Origin of the sequence: Globicatella sulfidifaciens DSM 15739, assembly GCF_900167405.1 — a bacterium.
In the GTDB taxonomy this organism is placed as follows: Bacteria; Bacillota; Bacilli; order Lactobacillales; family Aerococcaceae; genus Globicatella; species Globicatella sulfidifaciens.
Map to the genome: position 1 here is coordinate 66,899 of NZ_FUWO01000011.1, position 19,479 is coordinate 86,377.

13 protein-coding genes, 1 tRNA gene and 1 pseudogene are annotated in these 19,479 nt (G+C 35.9%); 2 read left to right on the top strand and 13 right to left on the bottom strand.

The features are described from left to right. Nucleotides 1-442: 442 nt before the first annotated feature. Nucleotides 443-1,114, top strand: a complete 672-nt coding sequence (locus tag B5D12_RS06885) for a histidine phosphatase family protein (protein WP_078756127.1) — start codon at nucleotides 443-445, stop codon at nucleotides 1,112-1,114. A gap of 437 nt (nucleotides 1,115-1,551) precedes the next feature. Here the strand turns inward: B5D12_RS06885 and B5D12_RS06890 are convergent. From B5D12_RS06890 to B5D12_RS06950, 13 genes and pseudogenes are all read right to left on the bottom strand, one after another. Further along, nucleotides 1,552-2,229 (bottom strand): annotated as a pseudogene (locus tag B5D12_RS06890) (PTS sugar transporter subunit IIC); the annotation flags it as partial. Between the two features lie 16 nt (nucleotides 2,230-2,245). Continuing rightward, on the bottom strand, nucleotides 2,246-3,676 hold the full coding sequence (locus tag B5D12_RS06895) for a glycoside hydrolase family 1 protein (RefSeq protein ID WP_078756129.1): 1,431 nt from the start codon (nucleotides 3,674-3,676) through the stop codon (nucleotides 2,246-2,248). An 8-nt stretch (nucleotides 3,677-3,684) separates the two neighbouring features. After that, nucleotides 3,685-4,140 carry a DUF3284 domain-containing protein gene (locus B5D12_RS06900; RefSeq protein ID WP_159443885.1) on the bottom strand — a complete coding sequence of 152 codons (456 nt, stop codon included), beginning with the start codon at nucleotides 4,138-4,140 and terminating at the stop codon, nucleotides 3,685-3,687. A 1-nt stretch (nucleotide 4,141) separates the two neighbouring features. Next, nucleotides 4,142-4,474 carry a PTS lactose/cellobiose transporter subunit IIA gene (locus B5D12_RS06905; RefSeq protein ID WP_078756131.1) on the bottom strand — a complete coding sequence of 111 codons (333 nt, stop codon included), beginning with the start codon at nucleotides 4,472-4,474 and terminating at the stop codon, nucleotides 4,142-4,144. A gap of 2 nt (nucleotides 4,475-4,476) precedes the next feature. Further along, nucleotides 4,477-4,788 (bottom strand): PTS sugar transporter subunit IIB, encoded by a 312-nt coding sequence (locus B5D12_RS06910; protein WP_078756132.1) that lies wholly within the window; start codon nucleotides 4,786-4,788, stop codon nucleotides 4,477-4,479. A gap of 15 nt (nucleotides 4,789-4,803) precedes the next feature. Beyond that, complete coding sequence (locus tag B5D12_RS06915; protein WP_078756133.1) at nucleotides 4,804-6,804, bottom strand: BglG family transcription antiterminator; 2,001 nt, start codon at nucleotides 6,802-6,804, stop codon at nucleotides 4,804-4,806. Between the two features lie 406 nt (nucleotides 6,805-7,210). Further along, nucleotides 7,211-8,302, bottom strand: coding sequence for a DUF871 domain-containing protein (locus B5D12_RS06920; protein ID WP_078756134.1), 1,092 nt, complete (start codon nucleotides 8,300-8,302; stop codon nucleotides 7,211-7,213). Nucleotides 8,303-8,317: 15 nt separating this feature from the next. Further along, nucleotides 8,318-9,718: a glycoside hydrolase family 1 protein gene (locus tag B5D12_RS06925; RefSeq protein WP_078756135.1), complete on the bottom strand. Its 1,401-nt coding sequence runs from the start codon at nucleotides 9,716-9,718 to the stop codon at nucleotides 8,318-8,320. Next, nucleotides 9,711-11,072, bottom strand: coding sequence for a 6-phospho-beta-glucosidase (locus tag B5D12_RS06930; protein ID WP_078756136.1), 1,362 nt, complete (start codon nucleotides 11,070-11,072; stop codon nucleotides 9,711-9,713). The genes B5D12_RS06925 and B5D12_RS06930 overlap by 8 nt, the downstream gene beginning before the upstream one ends. Before the next feature lie 241 nt (nucleotides 11,073-11,313). Further along, nucleotides 11,314-13,734 carry a phenylalanine--tRNA ligase subunit beta gene (gene pheT, locus B5D12_RS06935; protein ID WP_078756137.1) on the bottom strand — a complete coding sequence of 807 codons (2,421 nt, stop codon included), beginning with the start codon at nucleotides 13,732-13,734 and terminating at the stop codon, nucleotides 11,314-11,316. Beyond that, a complete protein-coding gene (gene pheS, locus B5D12_RS06940; RefSeq protein WP_078756138.1) occupies nucleotides 13,734-14,801 on the bottom strand; it encodes a phenylalanine--tRNA ligase subunit alpha in 1,068 nt (355 codons plus the stop codon). Before pheS ends, pheT begins: the two co-directional genes overlap by 1 nt. A 786-nt stretch (nucleotides 14,802-15,587) precedes the next feature. Next, entirely contained in the window at nucleotides 15,588-16,805 is a 1,218-nt protein-coding gene (locus B5D12_RS06945) for an MFS transporter (RefSeq protein WP_159443886.1), read from the bottom strand. Next, nucleotides 16,798-17,940, bottom strand: coding sequence for a hypothetical protein (locus B5D12_RS06950; RefSeq protein ID WP_078756140.1), 1,143 nt, complete (start codon nucleotides 17,938-17,940; stop codon nucleotides 16,798-16,800). Before B5D12_RS06950 ends, B5D12_RS06945 begins: the two co-directional genes overlap by 8 nt. Before the next feature lie 300 nt (nucleotides 17,941-18,240). On the opposite strand from B5D12_RS06950, the gene B5D12_RS06955 reads away from it, so the two are divergent. After that, a tRNA-Leu gene (locus tag B5D12_RS06955) sits at nucleotides 18,241-18,323 on the top strand. Nucleotides 18,324-19,479 lie beyond the last annotated feature (1,156 nt).

Consider the following 19,479-nt stretch of genomic DNA (forward strand, 5'->3'; position numbering starts at 1 on the left):
TGTTAACTATTAAAAAAATCATTCATTGAGGGAATAGGCAATTAATATACGTTAGTAGTCGATAAACCACTAAGCAAAATGAGCTTGGCCAAAACGTTAAAAATTGCGTTTTAATATTTTATCGTTTCGGGGTTGAATGGTGTCAAACGGCGTTTTAACGAGACAAGGTAATAACTTGCTAAAATTAATCAACAACGCAGGGGTTGACCCATACGAGGAAGTCAAACAAAACACAAAGCATTTACTTTTCGACTTCTCACCCACCCCCACCATGCTAATGAGCTGACGAAGCGCATTGCATGTAATTATCGACTTCTCACCCCTTCGATTCCTTCTAAAATGATAATTCAATTATATCTAAGTAATTAGATGAACTTTCGGGTTTTTTTAGATTTTCCCGAGAATAAAAAAATGCTCATTATTATTTACAAGGAGAGTGCATATGTCTACAGGAGTTACTTTTTATTTTATGCGTCACGGAGAAACAATGTTAAATCGCTTGGAGCGAATTCAGGGTTGGGCAAATGCACCATTAACCGAAAAAGGGATTCAAGATACCCACCGCAGTGGTAAAGGATTAGCTAACGTAAAGTTTGATGCGGTTTATACTAGTGATTTAATGCGTACCATTGAAACAGCGCAAATTATTTTAGAAGAAAATCATTACGCACAAGAATTAACCATTCATCCAATGGTCGAATTTCGGGAAGTTCATTTTGGCTATTATGAAGGACTCGATGCCAATCAATTATGGCGTGATGTCCGCGAACATATTGCGAATGTGAGTGATGTTACAGACCGTAGCCAATTAACTGCAGATGTCTTTTTAAACACCGTCCATGAATTAGACCCTTATAAATATGCTGAAAACTATCGTCAATTTTGGACACGTGTTGAAAGTGGCTTATTAGAATTGTTAAATCGTCATGCTGGTACAGAACAAAATGTTTTAATCGTCAGTCATGGATTAACTATTCAAAACTTATTACATGGCTTAGTAGCAGATTTCAATGAACAAGAGCGTTTAAATAATGCATCAGTATCAGTTGTTCAATATATCGATGGACAGTTTCGTTTATTAAAATATAACGACACCAGTCATTTTACCGACTAATACTATCGACAGCGCACCAAATTAACGAAGTGGGGAGCTTATAGTGCATAAATAATGATTTTCTGAAGATGCCTACTTCATGCAAATAAAAGAGATTAAACTCGTCTAAACAGATGCGGTTTAATCTCTTTTAATGTATAAATGAGCAATCGACTGAACGCTTGACCCAAAACAACTGTGATCAAGCTCTTTTTATTTTAAAAATAGATGAAGAAAGAAGACCGGGCAGAAGTTCAAACTTTCTACCCAGTCTCTTTGATAATCATTTAATCTATCTATCATTAATATTATTTTTTCTTTCTCAAAAGTAATAGCCACATCCCACTAATGTTAAACCATTGATAATGTTCAAGTATTTATTTCCCCATAATGGGCTCACTGCTACTAGGAAAAAACCTAAAGCCATGAGAAAAGTAGAACCATTTTTCTCCATAATATTAATCAGCTTTCACTTTATTAGCAGAGATAACAAACGGTAACCAAATTAAGAAGGATACTAGTAAGTTAAATAACGAAACTAAACCAGCCATGAAGCTACCTCCTGTCGCTAAATAAGCAAAGAGTCCTGGAGGTGTAATCCAAGGAACAGCTAAGAATACAGGTGGAATTAATCCTGCTGCGGTTGCCAAGTAACCAATTGTTGCACAAATAGGTGGAACAATTAACCATGGAATCACAAATTGAGGATTTAACACAATCGGCATTCCAAATATAACAGGTTCGTTAATGTTGAAAACTCCCATTGGCGCAGCTAATTTTGCTATTGTTCTATGATCTTCACGTTTTGATAGTAGGAAGATAGCAATAATTAATCCTAAAGTAACACCAGAACCACCCATTTGAGCATAAGCATCAAATGAACTACGAGTCCAAGTCCAAGGTAATTGAGCAATATCTTTAGTTGCTTCATAAATAGCGGTATTTTCATTTAAGGCTACGCCGTAAATACCATCCATAACTGGAGCCAATACATTGTGTCCATGTAAACCAAAGAACCAGAATAATTGAACTAGGAAAGTTAATAAGATAACTGATCCAAGCCCTTGTGATAAGCCCATTAATGGCATTTGAATGTACGTTGACACTAAATCGTTAATAGCTTGTCCTGTTAAAATAGATTGAATAAAATAGTTATTTCGTTTGATGAGAATGGATGAGTTCTTGGTACCAATAGTAGCTGTCTTTTTTCAAGCGTTCTAAAGTTCCCTCTTCAACTTCATGTTTATCCACATATACAAAGCCATATCGTTTTTGATAACCATTTAACCACGATAATAAATCAGTAAACGACCACGTACAATAACCTAACAATTCCGTCCCATTTGCCACAGCTTCATTTAAAGCAGCAACGTGACTTTGTAAATAATCGATACGATATTGATCATGTACTTTACCATCTTCAGTTAATTGATCATACTCTCCTAAACCATTCTCGGTAATCAACACTGGAATATCATAACGACTCGTAATACGTTGTAAGCCTACTTGTAAACCTTTTGGATCAATTTCCCAATCCCAATTCGTCCGTTCGACAAACTCATTGACAATTCGTTTATAATGTCCGGGTACACCTGTCTCACCAGAAGAACCTTTTTTACCAGTAGTATTCATTTTTCCAACTCCTACACCGTCAATGGGATTATAGGCAATAGTATTAGTTTGATAATAATTTATACCCAAGAAGTCAGGTTTAGCAGATGCTAATAGCTCCATGTCTCCTGATTGAATATCTAATGTAATTCCTTGTTCTTCTAAATAACGAAGGGCTGATTTTGGATAACGTCCCCATAAATAGATATCCATCCAGAAATAGGCATTTATATTTTCAGCTTTTTCAGCCGCCAACACATTAATTGGATTACTATCTTTAGCATAATTTGGTGAATAAGCAAAACTTGGTCCGATTTTTCCATCTGGAACCATATCGTGAAAAGTATTAATCACTTTTGCATTTGCTAAATTAGCAATATGGTTAACATTGTACATTCGTTGAGTATCCTTTACACCTGGTGGGTGCATTGCTAACTGGTAGCCTAAACTAACAAATACATTTTGTTCATTTAAACTAATCCAATATTTAACACGGTCTCCAAAACGTTCGAATAAAACTGAAGCATATTCATTAAAGTCATCAATAATTTGACGATCTTCCCAACCACCATATTCATCCATTAAACATTGTGGTAAATCCCAATGATATAGGGTAACTAAAGGTTCAATATCATTATTAATTAATTCATCGATTAAATCAGAATAGAATTTAACCCCTGCTTCATTGACTTCACCGCGTCCCTTCGGTAAAATGCGAGTCCAAGCAATGGAGAATCGATAGGCTTTTAAGCCCATTTCAGCCATTAATGCAACGTCTTCTTTATAGCGATGATAATGATCAACTGCGACATCTCCTGTCGTTCCCTTAAATGTGGTTCCAGGAATACGGACGTATTCATCCCAAACAGAGGGTGATTTTCCAGCTTCATTCCATGCGCCCTCAATTTGATACGCAGCTGAAGCAGAACCCCATAGGAAATCGGATCTTAAATTTGACACTATTTCTTTCAATTCTTCGCCTACTTTCTTGTATTAATTTGTTGACTAGTTGTTTTAGCAAAAGATTCCAAACCAGTTAATTGTGCTTCAATTTTCTTCTTCACACTTGCAGCAAAAACTTTATCCATTATCCAAGCATTGGCTTTATGGAAAATTCCTGCCGGCTCATATACTTGGATGTAAGTTACTTCTGTTTCTTTATCAGTAATAGCTCTTAATTGATATTGAATTTCTTGTTTACCTTGGTTAGACCCATAAACAACGCAATAATGTGTTGGTCTTTTAAACTCTTTAACCGTCAAGCGGATACTATTTTGATTATTACGACCAAATTTCTTTATATACGTTAAGCCTTCGACAATTTCTTCATCTACTAATTCAATATCAGTATTAGCATAGTAATCTTGTTTAAATGATAGTGTAATGGCATCAAAAACATCCTCAATTGGGACATTTAATACTTTTGCTACTTCCACCTTACTCATCCTCTGTTAATCGATCAATTTTTTCATGTAACTCAATAATCTCTTTAGCTACATCAATAAATGTTAAAGCTGTCATTAAATGATCTTGGCCGTGAATCAATAATAAAGATAGTTCTACATTATCGCCAGATGCTTCTTGCGTTAATAGAGCTGTTTGTGATTTATGCGCAGTATTCAAGGCAGTATTTGCTTCAACAATTAAAGTCTTAGCTTCTTCAAATCGACCTGCTTTTGCTGCACGAATAGCTTCGACTGCTTTTCCTTTAGCGTCCCCTCCATGCATAATTAGCCCCATGACTTGTTCTAAATTTTTTGGTTCTGCCATCCTTATTCTCCAATCATTTCCATTGCATAATTAAAAACATTAGTACCATTCATCGTACCGTAATCCATCATATTGATATCACTTACTTTAATATTAGGTTCAAATTTTTCTTTGTATTCTTTTAACATGAATTTTACTTGTGGTCCTACTAATAAAACATCAATATCTTTAGCTGCTGCTTCGCTATCAACTTCAGAAACAGGTACTGCCCAAATCGTTGCTTCAATACCTTTTTCTTGAGCAGCCTTTTCCATTTTTGTTACTAACATACTTGTAGACATTCCTGCATTACAAACTAACATAATATTTTTCATTTTCTGTTCCTCCAATTATTTTTGTAATAAACTAATAAATATATTCACCAACTGCTTATAGTCTGGTTGTTGTAACAGCAAAGCTTGTGCCATTTCATTATTAACAAAATCAACCAAACAAGGTGAAATGTACTTCATTTTTTCATTGCTACCTTTTGATGGCGATAGCAAAAAGATAAAACGTACAGACGGATGTTCTTCACTCCAATATAATGGTTCTTTACAAATCCCCACCACGACTTGTTCGGTTAAACTCATTGGAACTGTTGGATGAGGAAAAGCTAAACGTTCTCCATAAACTACTGGACTATACGTTTCACGTAAACCTAATTGATGCATCATCTGATCTTTAAAATCAGGTTTTTCGGCCTCATTAAGTAATAAAATCATTTGTTCTAAAGCGGTATTTTTATCGATAATTTCTTCAAAATAAACAAATTTTTCCTTACTAAAAATTTCTTTTGCAATTTGCTCTGCTTTAATTTTTTCTAAAGCTACTTTTTGATGGGGTTCATTTTGACGAGTTGAGCTAGTCCGAATATATTGTCTAATTTCACGTACTTCATCTGAAGTTAGAAAGACACTCACATGTACGACCGGTGTTAAAAACAGTAAATTCGATAAGTTAATTGAAGAAATGATTAAGTCAATCCCTTTCAATCGTTCTTCATTCACTTCATAATAGCCAACAACATCCACAATTTTGATGCTTCCTCCAAACTCATTTTCTAGTCGATTCTTCAGCATCATCGCACTTCCAGTTCCAGTTGCACATACAACCAGCACCTGCAGTTTATTGCGGTTTACATCACGTTCAATGGCGGCTAATACATGGATTGCAATATACGCCCACTCGTCATCTAACAATTCTTGTTCTTCTAATAATGGCATCTTAGCAAAATATTTTTTAGTTATCGCTAATATTTCTGGAAACTTAGTTTTAATCTCTTCAACTAAAGGATTTGATAATTGAATTTTATTCTTTAATCGAATGATCAGTGGATGGAAATGCGCTGTTAAGCCATTGATTAAAACCGTATCCGTCACTAAATTCATTTCGATTTCCTGAGAGATAGCTTCCAAAACATTCAGTATTTGATTATTTAGACTATTTTGTTCATCTTTACTTTTATCAACTTCTTGTGTTAACTGAGTTTGCTTAACTTTTAAATGTAAGGCTATATAATTCGCTTCCTCAATTGGAAACTTTACATTAAAAGCAGTCTCTAAGCGATATAAAATTCTTAAAGCTACTTCGTATTCTTTGGATTTTTGAATATCTGGGGCAACTTTAAATTCTTTGATTGAATACCCCGTGCGGATACGCTTAATCATTAAGGCAATATGTAACACCAGATTATGCACAACATAGTCCGATAATTTTAATAAAGCATCTCGACACTCATCAATTACTACAATAGTAATTTCAGCAAAATTAATCTCTGATAACAACGTGCCACCAACAAAAGCAAACATAGAATCATCAAAAGTATCAATAAAGAAATAGTCCATCATAAAATGACGAATATCCGACTCGACCCCTTCAATTCGAATGCCATCTTTATTATTTAACAATTGTAAACCATAGCCTTGTACCTGTTGACGAATATCGTTTAAGACATTGGTTAAAGTTGTTTTACTAATATAAAGTTCATCGGCTAAATCATCAAACAACAATGGCGCATCATTAAAAAATAATTTATTTAACACATAATGCTGACGATCGGTTGACTCTTCAACTTGGGTAATATCCGTCATTGACTTCTTGGAAGTTAATGTTTCTTGCCAAAAAATTTCAAATTCTAAAGCATGAGTGATTTCTAAAAGATAACCATTCCCGGGTTTAGAGATTAAACGAGCACCATGAGCTGCAATCGTTTGTGCCAATTGCTGTAAATATTTACGAGCCGTTCGATCGCTAGTATCAATTTCTTTAGCAAGTTCAGCACTAGATAAATAATGTGTTTTATTCTTTAATAAGCATTCCAATAAACTTACTTCTTTTTTTGAAAGCATACATACCTCCTCTCGAATACGAAACCCTTTACAACTATATCATATCAAATCGTTGAGGAAAAATAAAACTGGTTATTTCCGTATCGATAAGGAAACTCAACTTGATTAATTAAGTAAGTACAATTAATACTCTACCATTGCTACATAGCTTAGATACATCATTGCTAATTGCTTATACCTTTTTCCTCATATAGTATAAAATTTAACTATTTAAACAAATTGTTTTACGCTATTTAGTGCGCTCTTTTGTTATGTAAAACTTCATGTCCTAATCAACACTTCAGCATATCTAATACAAGTCCATCATGACTATTTTTACTGGCATGCAAAGTAAAATGCTTTTGCAACTCTTGATCTGATTTAATTCAAGCCTACTCGCTTAAACCTTATTTCTTCTATTGGCAACCTAATCCATTATTTTTAATTTGAAAGCTTGCCATGGTTTTAAATATTCCAATAAAGTCACTGCTTCCGGTAATATTTTAGCTACGACATTTGCTTTATCGCTTACCTCAAAGACTTTCAAAGCAATTTGTAATTCACCTTTATATCGTGTATACAAATCATTGTCAATAATGATTGAACCACGTTGAACAATTTTCACTTGATCTCGTGGTGCAACTGATTGGTCGGCAAATTTTATCCGTGTCATCGTCGACCGAATAACGTAATCCGAGATATCCCCACGATAAACATGCGGTTCTTCAATAATTTGACGCTCCGACTCAGTTAATTCTAGGAGCGGTTTCACTGGGAGCACCATTACCTCTTCATTTATTCGTTGGGTCAGTTTTTGAAGTTCCTCTTCGGTAATAAATTGATTGGCAATTAAAATATTATCAATATGTTCGGTCGCGATTAATAACGCTGCTTGTAATTCAATCGGTAAGTGGCGATGATCTTCAACGGTACAAAGCCCTTCTGATAAAGGCCAAGGCCCTTCAGTTGCGGTTTGCGCATTGACAAAGGCGGCCGTCTCAATGCCTGCCTCCTTAAATAATTGGTTCATCTTTTCAAAATGCGCAACGGATAAACCGGTAAATTCATGGGGATAAAAATTATGACATGCAATGACATTCTCTAATTTTGCTCCAGCTTTAATTAATTTATTTAGTAGAGTAGCGTCCGTACTCATATTTAACTCAATCTTAATCCCGTAAGGATTCTTGGTTAAGTCCACAATAGCGTCGATATCTAATGCTTCATCTAAGCGTAGACCTTTTAAACCAAATTGATGGGCTTTTTCGATTAAATCTTGATCCCACCCTGCTTGTTTTACAAAATTTGGGCTAATATCAGCAATTACTTTTAAATCTAATTGATTGGCATAAGCAATTATTTCTTGATATTTATCAAAAATTGATGTGTCGTCCGTTTCTAATTGAAGTAAACTCATAAAAATTCGTGTTGCACCATATTTCTTTAATAAATCCATGTATTGTTCGGTTTTTTTGACCGAATGATTTTCCGGATAAATAGAAAAGCCAAAATTTACCACGCTAATGACTCCTTTCTAACGTTCAAAGCCATTTTGTTCACTTAATTGTTTGAACCAATGTCCTGATTTTTTAATGGTTCGTTGTTGTGTTTCTAAATCTAATTCTACTAACCCATATCGATTCTTATATGCATTGAGCCAACTCCAACAATCAATAAAAGTCCATAACATATAGCCATGGCAATTGGCACCTTCTTCGATGGCACGATGTAATTCAATTAAATGATTTTCAATAAATTCAATACGATAATCATCTTGAATCATCCCATCTACTTTGAATTTTTCTTCACCTTCAACACCCATTCCATTTTCAGTTAAAATCCAGTCGATATTTCCATAGTTTTCTTTTAAATTCATCGCAATATCATAAATCCCTGGTTCATATATTTCCCAACCACGATGTGGGTTAATTTTTTTACCTGGCATATCATATCCTTGGAAATAATAGTTCGGCATAAACGGTTGGCTTTCATCCCATGGTGTCGTACGAGCTTGAACTCTTAATGGTTGATAATAATTCACGCCTAAGAAATCAACTGTATGTTCTTTTATAATCGCCAATTCTTCATCAGTATAATCTGGTGTTAAGCCATGTTTGTTTATAATTTCAACAAGTTCTCGTGGGTACTCACCTAAAACGGATGGATCTAAGAAACTCTTTGTTTGGAATAATTCCGCTATACGGGCAGCTTTTACATCCTCTTCAGATTGACTACGTGGATACGCAGGAGTTAAATTTAACACAACACAAATTTTATGTTCAGGATTTGTTTCATGACAAGCTTTGACCGCTAATGCGCTAGCTAATTGCGTATTATAGGCTACTTGTACCGCTGCTTTCGCATCTACTTTTCCTGGATAGTGATAATTGCCTAAATAACCACATTCCACTGGTACAATCGGTTCATTGAAGGTAATCCAAGTATCTACCAAGTCGCCAAATAATTCAAAACACGTTCTAGCATAATTTTCATAAGCCTCAACCGTCTCTTTCGTCTCCCAACCCCCTTTTTCTTGTAAAGCATAAGGGATGTCAAAATGATAAAGGTTGACAATGAGTTTAACGCCCGTTTCATTAATCCGTTTAAAGACATCACGGTAAAAATCAACCGCCTTACGATTAACTTCACCAACACCATCAGGGATTAAACGAGACCATTGAATCGACGGACGGAAAATAGTGTGTCCTGTTGCTTTAAGCAATTCAATATCACTTTTGTAGTTAGTATAAAAAGTAGAGGTTTGACTTGGACCCACTTGATTATGGAATCGTTCAGGTTCAATACTAAACCAATAATCCCAATTACTCATCCCTTTACCATCACCTGGAACGGTCCCTTCGCTTTGCGGTCCAGAAGTAGAACTACCCCATAAAAACCCTTCAGGAAATTGATAAAGTTTCTTCTCTTTAGTCATGTTTTTGCTCCTTTATTTTTATTTTTTCAATACTGTCATGAAATTGTGGTAAATATGATTCATGAGCCAATAATAGTTCATTTAAAACAACCTGTGTTCTAGCATCATTGACAATTAAAGGATGGATCATAAATGCTTGTAAGGCTAAATCATAAGAGCCAGTCATCGCCGCTTCAACCGTTAACAATTCCATTTGCTTCATCATTTGTAGATACCCTTTAACAAAGGGTGAAACGGTTGGTACTGCTAATGGAATCGGACCGTTTGCTGTAATTATAGTTGAGATTTCCACCACACAATCCTTTGGTAAATAATCTATTACCCCTCGGTTTACTGTTGAAACTGTAAATTGTTCATGAGTGTCATTAACAATCGCGACAATTAATTGACAAGCAATGTCACTATAATACGCGCCACCACGTAACTCTAATTGTTTAGGTTTTTCATCAGTGTGAGGATTGCGGTAAACAGCAAATAACTCCTCTTCAATTTTTTTCACTTGTTCACCACGTGCGGTGCCTTCTTTAAATTGTTGAATGCTATCTTCCAACATTTCAGTTTCAATAAATAAGTAGCGATGATAATCACATGGCAATAAATGAAGACTTCTTAAAAGCTCAATCGGAAAATCAAGACTGGTAATATTTTTTACACCCTTTACTTTATCCTCTCGTTCTGTCCCATATAGTTTTTCAATCACTTCATCCGTGCGATTATGCCCATCTTGATCCCACACTTCATGAAAATGAAAATGATTGAGACCCACATGTCTTAACATTAATTGTTTATCATCTAAGTCTAAAACTTCTGCCGCTGCTTTTTGCTGACCAATCGGAATATTGCAAACACCAATCGTTTTACCCCATCCAAGGCGATTAATCAAAGCCTCAGTTACTATCCCAGCAGGATTAGTGAAATTAATTAGCCAAGCATCAGGACATAACTCTTTCATGTCTTCAATAATTGGTTTATATGCTTCAATCGTGCGAAAAGCTTTAAAAATACCACCGGCACCATTCGTTTCTTGACCTAACATCCCATATTTGAGTGGAATCGATTCATCTAAAATACGAGCATCTAATTGACCTACTCTAAATTGCGAAGTAACGAAATCTGCATCTTTCAATGCTTCACGACGATTTAAAGTACCATAAATTTGCCAATTTAGTCCGGCTTTCTTAACCATCCGTTTAGCTAGCTCCACAATCGTTGTTAATTTATCCTGTCCTAATTCAACATCGACAAACCACCATTCACTGATTTGGAGTTTCGATTGTCTTAATATCATGCCTTCAACCAATTCCGGTGTATAACTAGAGCCACCACCAATTGTCACTAATTTAATGCTCTTCAAATTACCACTCCTTTCAATTTCATTATAGTGAACGCTTACTACAATGTAAATGATTTCATTGACTCCCTTTTTCCTTAGCGATACGGAAGACGTCTATAATCTCCTTCAATTTTCCTCAATAAAATGTGATGCATTAAAAAGAACTCAGCGGCTTATTGACGAGCAAAAATTTCTGTAAAAAAAGACCATGCAGAAACATTCATTTCTACACAGTCTCAAAATGTTATTTATTTTATCGCTATTAACGAATTTCTAAGCCATCAATTTGATTAAGGGCTTCGGTAATATTAGCCATTGCGGCATTAATTTCCTCATCCGTTAAAGTTTTCTCTGGGTTTTGGAAGGTTAAGTGATAAGCTAATGATTGGTTGTCTTCTCCAATTTTAGCATCGACAAAGCGGTCAAATAATTCAACTGAACGTAAATATTGGCCACCTTTTTCATTAATTAGATCGACTAATTCTTGTTGGATAATCGATTTTGGTACTAATAAAGCTAAGTCACGTGACGTTGAAGGGTACTTCGGAATCATCGTTTGCACTAAAGCTGGACGGTCATAAGCTAATACTTGATCAAAGTTTATTTCCGCAAAGAATGTCTCATCTGGTAAATCATGATCTTTGGCTACTTTAGGATGGACTTGACCAAAGAATCCAATTACTTCACCATCTAATATGATGTTTGCGGTTCGACCCGGATGCATGACGGCATAATCTTGGGTTGCTTGATAAGTTATCTTGTTAGTTAAGCGAATCGCTTCGAAATAACTTTCAATGATTCCCTTTAAGTCATAAAAATCATAATTCGCTGCCTCTTGATACCAAGCATTTACGGCATTTTGTCCTGATACTAAGATACCAAAGCGCTCTTCTTCTTTTGGTTGAACATTATCGCCTTGTCCATAAAAGACTTTACCAATTTCATAAAAGGCCAATGGTTTATTTTGACGCGCTTGGTTATATTTCGCAATTTCCATTAGCGCTGGGAATAAACTTTGACGTAATACTGAACGATCTTCACTCATTGGTAAGGCTAATTTGACGAATGGTTGGTCACCATGCAATAATTCAGCTTCTTTTGGTGCGGTTAAGACATAACTAATCACTTGGTTCAAGCCTAATCCTTCCGCGATCGCACGTGTTTGACGGACTAATTTTTGTTTTGAATTTAAGCGACCTGGCGTACTTGGTACAGTTGGTAACGTAACAGGAATATTATCATAACCATAGATACGGGCAACTTCTTCTAAGACATCTGCTTCAATCGCGATATCCCAACGACGTGGTGGTACCGACACGGTAAAGTCTGTTTCTTGAATCGTTATTTCAAAACCTAAACGGTCAAAAATGGTTTGTAATTCATCATGAGTGATTTCAATTCCAATGCGTTTTTCAATCGCTGATAAAGGAACTGCCACTTGTTTATTTTCAACCGTTAAGGTATTCACTTCCTTAACACCTGGTTCAACGACTCCATCACCTAATTCAGCCATCATTTGGGCTGCAGCGGTTCCGGCTTCATCAACCGTCGCTAAATTAATTCCTTTTTCAAAGCGCGCACTTGATTCAGAACGTAAATTAAATTTAGACGCCGTTTTACGGACATTTAAGCGGTCAAAGACAGCTGTTTCTAATAAGACAGTCGTGGTCTCCTCTGTGACTTCGGAATCCATGCCACCCATTACACCTGCTAAAGCAACAGGAATTTCACCGGCTTTAATCATCACATCATGTGTCGATAACGTACGTTCTGACCCATCTAAAGTCATGAAAGTTTCCCCTTCATTGGCTGCTGCTACTGAAATGGCTTTAGAAGCTAGCGTATCATAGTCAAAGGCATGCATGGGTTGCCCATATAATAATAAGAAATAATTCGTAATATCAACGATATTATTTAATGGACGAATACCGGCTTTCATCAAGCGCATTTGTAACCATAATGGACTTTCTTTTACCGTCACGTTTTTAATGACTCTCAATTGATAGCGTGGTGATAAAGCAGCATCTGCAACTGTTACTGATACAGCCTCTAATAATTCAGCACTATCAGCAAAATGATGCGCTTCTGGTTGCGTAATTGTTGGTTGTTGATTAATGACTGCTCCTACTTCATACGCAGAGCCCAGCATTGATAAAGCATCTGCACGGTTAGGGGTAATCGATAATTCTAAAATCGGATCATCTAATTTTAAATAGTCAATTACATTTTGCCCCACTGGAGCATCTTGTGGGAATAAATAAATGCCATCTGCGTATTTCTTAGGAATCACACTATCAGAAAAGCCTAATTCTTGCAGTGAACATAACATTCCTTCTGATACTTCACCACGTAATTTACTTTTCTTAATTTTGAATCCACCTGGTAAAACAGCACCAATCATCGCAACAATTACTTTTGCTCCCGCATGCACATTCGGTGCTCCACAAACAATTTGTAATAACGCATCTTGACCGACATCTACTTTCGTTAAATGTAGGTGGTCACTATTGGGATGATCGACACATTCTACAACTTCTCCCACTACTAAGTTCGATAAATTAGCACCATAGTTTTCTACGCCTTCAATCTCAATACCCGTACGAGACATTTTATCAGCCAATTCATCGGCCTTAATTTTTGATAAATCTACAAAATCGTTTAACCATTCATATGATAAAAACATTAATTTTGACCTCCTTTGAATTGATCTGAGAAACGTAAATCATTTTGATAGAAGTGACGAATATCATCCACATTATATTTCAACATTGCCACACGATCTGGTCCTAACCCAAAAGCAAATCCTGAGTATTTAGTTGAATCAATACCGGCCATTTCTAATACATTTGGATGGACAATCCCGGCACCTAATATTTCAATCCAACCTGTTTGTTTACAGACTGAACATCCTTTGCCACCACATTTAAAACATGAGACATCCACTTCGACTGAAGGTTCGGTAAATGGGAAATAACTTGGACGTAAACGAATTTCACGTTCTTCACCAAATAATTTTTGAGCAAACTGCAATAGCGTCCCTTTTAGATCAGCGAGTGTAATCTCTTTATCTACTACTAATCCTTCGATTTGATGGAATTGGTGAGAATGCGTCGCATCATCACTATCACGACGGAAAACTTTACCAGGACTAATCATTTTTAACGGACCGTCTTTTTCAAAATCATGTTTTTCCATCGTACGAGCTTGCACAGGAGAAGTATGCGTTCGCAATAATACTTCCTCTGAAATATAAAACGTATCTTGCATATCACGAGCAGGATGTCCTTTTGGTAAGTTCATCATTTCAAAGTTATAGTGATCTAATTCAACTTCAGGTCCTTCAATCACTTGATACCCCATACCAATGAATAAATCTTCAATTTCTTCCATGGTTTGAGTAATGATATGGCGACTACCTAACGCTTGTTTTTTACCTGGCAAGGTAATATCAAGTGTCTCTTCTGCTAATTTAATTTCTAACTCTCGCGCTTCAATACGTGCTTTTGAGACTTCAATCGTTGTTTCAATTTTTTGCTTGAACTCATTCATATGTTGCCCTAGTTCACGACGACCGTCATTATCTAGGTCTCGCATTACTTTAGCAAGATCTGCAATAACTCCTTTTTTTCCAGTGTATTTCACTCTTAAAGCATTTAACACTTTCATTGAATCGACTTGTTCTAATTCTCCAGATGCTTCTTGCATGAGGACTTGAATCTTATCTAATGTTTCTTGTAATTTTGAACTCATAGCTTACTCCTTTTTAAAATTTATGACAAAAAAATAGCCTCCCCCAAAAAGGGACGCATGACCGTGGTACCACCCTTGTTTCAAAGTTTGTAAGCAATCCAATCTTTGACACTTGGCATCTATAACCGAGATGTAGCGGGTTCTTTTTCAAAAGTGATTCTTTCTTAACAGAACGACTCCGAAAGCGAAAGTCTCTTGCGGCTTACATGATTTAGTTTCAGTCACGCTAAATCTCCCTGATGACGGCACAATTGACATTTTTCATCATAGTCTTCTAAAAGGTATTATAGCAAGAATTCTAAGGACTTTCAAATTATTCTCAATAGAAACTCAGGAAAGATTCGTAAGTAACCGTTTTTTAGAGTGAATTAGTTAGGGGCTTGGTGAATAATTGAAACATTTGCTTTAATTTCATCTGTATATTTTAAGGCGCATCAATATATACGGGATATCCTTCAATAACCTAGTGCGCATTTCTTTAACGACGGACTGCGCATTGTTCCAATAACAGATTGCGCACTTATTTTTAACCAAATGCTCATCGTTCCAATAACAGATTGCGCACATATCTTGTAGCCGAGTGCACGTTGATTCAATCACTCGTACCGATACCCCCATGCTAAAGTGTATGCTAGAGATGATGTTTCTCCAATCAAAAGAACCTCGTTAGGATTGACTCGAAGAAACAACCCTTGAGTCGACTAAATAAAAAGAGACTTATAAGAAGCTCGTGCTTAAGGGTGTTAAGCTTTAATTCCTTATAAATCTCTCTTAATCAATGATGGTTTACTCTTTTATAACCGCTGCCTCGTTCTTGCCTTCAAATAATGATTTTTTCTTTGTTAAATAAATCATCCACAAGAATATCAAGGGAAAGATAATACTTGAAAAAATACCGACTCGTAAATTACCACCTGACCAAGCAGCCACTTGACCAATTAATCCAGGACCAACTGTACAACCTAAATCGCCAATTAATGCTAACATCCCAAACATAATCGGACCCCCGGTTAAGCCTTTACCTGCCAGACTATAAGTGCCCGGCCATAATATCCCAACCGCACCACCATACAAAGCACTACCTAATAAGCTAATCCAAGGCCAATTAAATATTGACATTACTAAAATACTCATGGTTAGAGTTATCAAACTAATCATAATGAATTTTAAAATGGAAAGATTATGTTTTCCTAAGCCAAAGTAAATTCGGAACAAGCCCATCATCACCGCAAAAGAAAGCGGTCCGGCTAAATCTCCCACGGCTTTAGAAAAGCCGACAGTTTTCTCCATATAAAGGGATAGCCATTGGCTCAGCGCCATCTCACTAGCACCTGCACAAAACATCATCACCGAGAAAATCCAGAAAGCTTGATTGGTTAATAATCCCATCATACTGCCACCTTCAGCCGTTCCTTCGATGATTGTTGGTAATGGTACAAAAATGAATAAAATCATATTAAGTAACGGAATGATACACCAGAAAAATGTCAGAACACGCCACTGTTCAATGCCGACAAAGTAAAAATAACTCATCGCAATAATCGTAACGGCGACAAACCCCCAACTATAAAACGAATGCATCAAGCTCATCATTCGTTCATTATTATCAGTTGGGATTTCCTCTAAGATAGGATTGCTAACCACCTCAATCAAGCCACCTCCTGCACTATATAAAGCGGTAGCAATCACCAAGCCAATATACGGATTACTGCTTATCATATTCGGCAAAAGTGCCATCGCAGCAAATCCTAATACCGCTAATAAATGGGCCAATATAGCCACCCAACGATAACCAATCCTTTTAATAATGGGGATGGATAATGCATCTGCCATTAATTGCACTAAAAAATTTAAGGAAACTAATGCCGTTATTTGGACTAAATCAACTGAAAATTCATTTTGAAACTGTACAAATAATAAAGGCACATAATTAATCACCATCGATTGCACGACATAAGCCATAAAACAAGCAATAATGGTATGACGATAGGTTAATTTACTCACTTTCTGATACCTCATCTATTAATTCATTTGTCATTAAAAACGTTAATTCTTTTTGGGAGATGGATTTCAAAGCTAATAAATCAGGCATGGTCCACTCGTACGGTTGAAAACTATAAACTGTCTTAAATTCATATGATTTAAAGCTAGCTGTTTTATCTTCAAAAATATTTAAGTCAAAGTTTTCAGTGACACCAGCTAAAGTTAAAGTATAGAGTTGAGTACGTTCATTAAAGGCAATATCAAAATCGGTTAATTTCTTGGTCACCATCGTAGTCGCGACACCTAGGTCTTTGACCATTTTAGGTAAATCGCGATTAATATCAAGTCCTTCAATCGTTGCTAAGCGCGTGCGATCAATTTGTTGGTTGACTAAAGCTCCAAAAGCGAGTCCACTAGGTTGCGTACTTAACTCTAACTTTTGCACCGCACTAGCTTCTGTTTCATTAATCGTGACATCCGTTGTCAATTTTAAATTTACATTTTTAGTATCACTAAAAATCACTTCTGGAATTGCCATTCTTTCCAAACTCAACGTATATATCGGATCGATATAGTAAATACTCTCTTCACGAACTTGAGCTAATTTGTTCATATTCGGTAATAATAGAAACGCATCATTCAAACTCGTCAATTGATCAAAGCCTATTAGTTGACTTTGTTCGAATTCAACGACGGGGGAATCAATTGAAGCCATCACCAAAGCATCATCTCGCTTAAAGTAAGGTTGACTGAAATAATCAAGCGAGTTAAGCCAATCTAAAGTCGTGACATATGCATACTTAAAATTATCATAAGCATACAGACGAACATGATAATGGTTAGGATTTGACAGTCGATCATAGAAATCATAGTCAATAATCGCATTGCCAGTTGTGGTATTACCTAAAACGGTCACCTCAACCGTTTTTTCATTACTTCTTTGATTCACTAATTTTAATTGCATTTTAAAGCTCGGAACCTCTTTTAATGCTTCAAGTTGCTGAGTTAAGCTATCTAATTTCGAAGGTTCAACCTCTGTCACTTCACTTCGCAAAAGACTCTCTTCGGTTGGTTCAAGAGTGGATTGAGCTGAACTAATGGGTGATAAAATGAGTGAACTCATCACGCCCATTAATGTTAAATATTTGAGTTTCATTTTACACCATCCTTCCCTTTTCAAAAAATCACTCCAACTCTTCTTAATTTCTCAAAAAAAATTATTATTTACGACTTTTACAATTATTAAGTATAGCACAAAATTTCGTCATTGTGAGTGCAAACCTATTCTCAGAAATATTAATAATTAATTAAAAAGACCATAATACTACTACTGAAATCGTCAAGAAAGGTGTATCTAACACTGTTATTAATTGCTGAACCTTTATTCGACATCAAAAAAGACTCTTAAGACATTTGACAAATGTTGAATAACATGCTATTTTTAATATTGTTTCCTGCGGTAGTGGCGGAATGGCAGACGCGCCATCTTGAGGGGGTGGTGAGTGTATACTCGTGTGGGTTCAACTCCCATCTACCGCATTTTAAATAGAGTAAATCAATCATCTTATAACTAAGAGGCCGTAAATCACTTAGATGTGTACGACCTCTTTTTTTTATCAAAAATTAGCGAATCTATACTTTTTGGTGCAGGTGAACAGAGTCCTTTCTGTTGACCCACACCATTTGACATAGAGCCAAAATTACAAACATAAAAAAAAGCCCACTAAGTGGGCTCCGACTAGTCTTTATTAGATTCATAGGGAGATAAAATCTAATGACTGTATTATAGCAGACTTTTTTTCCTAAGACAATACCTCAGCACTATTAGTAATACAATTTTATAAAAAAGTTACCCATGTTAAGCATTAAGCATGACAAACCGTGCAGTTGTCGCTAATGGAGTACCTCGTGGTCATTTTGAATTTGATTCTACTAACCAATCGAAATACCTATTGAGGCTGGGCATAAACTTGATAAATTTATTTGAAATTATTGTTCGTAAATTAATAGCGCAGTGGTCGAGTGGTCTCAAATGGCGTCTTAACGAGGTGAGGTATCTCTTTGATAAATTCAATCAAGTTATTGCTCGATATTTAGAAGCGCAGTGGTTGAGTGGCCTCGACTTTAAGGGATACGGGCATACGAAGCGAAAATTATTTAATTTTCTACTTCTTGCCCACTCCCTAGTTTTTCAACTCGTCTTTTAAATACTCATTTATTAATGAACATACAACCACAATCCTGGGCAACAACTTTAAATGGGCTTTGATTTTATCTGTTCGCTTTTAGCGCAGCGCTTGAATGGTCTCGACTTTAAGGGATACGGGCATACGAAGCGAAAAGCAATCGATATTCTACTTCTTGTCCACTCCATGGCCAAACAATCTGTTATGGTCCAATCACTTTCATTTACAAGCTGTCAGCTAAGGAAACCTCGGTATTAATACCTAGGAGGAATTAGCGAAATAGACAGCTCTTTTTGTTGATTTTACTAGGTTATCGTTTATGTTTTTACTAAATAGATAGTATAATGTATTTAAGAGAAATGAGGTGACAAGATGCTGTTAACGAAAACGATTAAAGTACAATTATACCCAAGTGCTAGTGATATTGAAAAATTCGAAGAAACCCAACAACAGTTTTTAAACGCTTGTAATTTTGTTTCGACATATATCTTTGACCATGACTTTGAATT

Bases quoted from the DNA above. Each gene is read 5' to 3' on its own strand.
- B5D12_RS06885 (WP_078756127.1), top strand. From the start codon at position 443: ATGTCTACAGGAGTTACTTTTTATTTTATGCGTCACGGAGAAACAATG.
- B5D12_RS06905 (WP_078756131.1), bottom strand. From the start codon at position 4,474: ATGGCAGAACCAAAAAATTTAGAACAAGTCATGGGGCTAATTATGCAT.
- B5D12_RS06910 (WP_078756132.1), bottom strand. From the start codon at position 4,788: ATGAAAAATATTATGTTAGTTTGTAATGCAGGAATGTCTACAAGTATG.
- B5D12_RS06915 (WP_078756133.1), bottom strand. From the start codon at position 6,804: ATGCTTTCAAAAAAAGAAGTAAGTTTATTGGAATGCTTATTAAAGAAT.
- B5D12_RS06925 (WP_078756135.1), bottom strand. From the start codon at position 9,718: ATGACTAAAGAGAAGAAACTTTATCAATTTCCTGAAGGGTTTTTATGG.
- pheT (WP_078756137.1), bottom strand. From the start codon at position 13,734: ATGTTTTTATCATATGAATGGTTAAACGATTTTGTAGATTTATCAAAA.
- pheS (WP_078756138.1), bottom strand. From the start codon at position 14,801: ATGAGTTCAAAATTACAAGAAACATTAGATAAGATTCAAGTCCTCATG.
- B5D12_RS06950 (WP_078756140.1), bottom strand. From the start codon at position 17,940: ATGAAACTCAAATATTTAACATTAATGGGCGTGATGAGTTCACTCATT.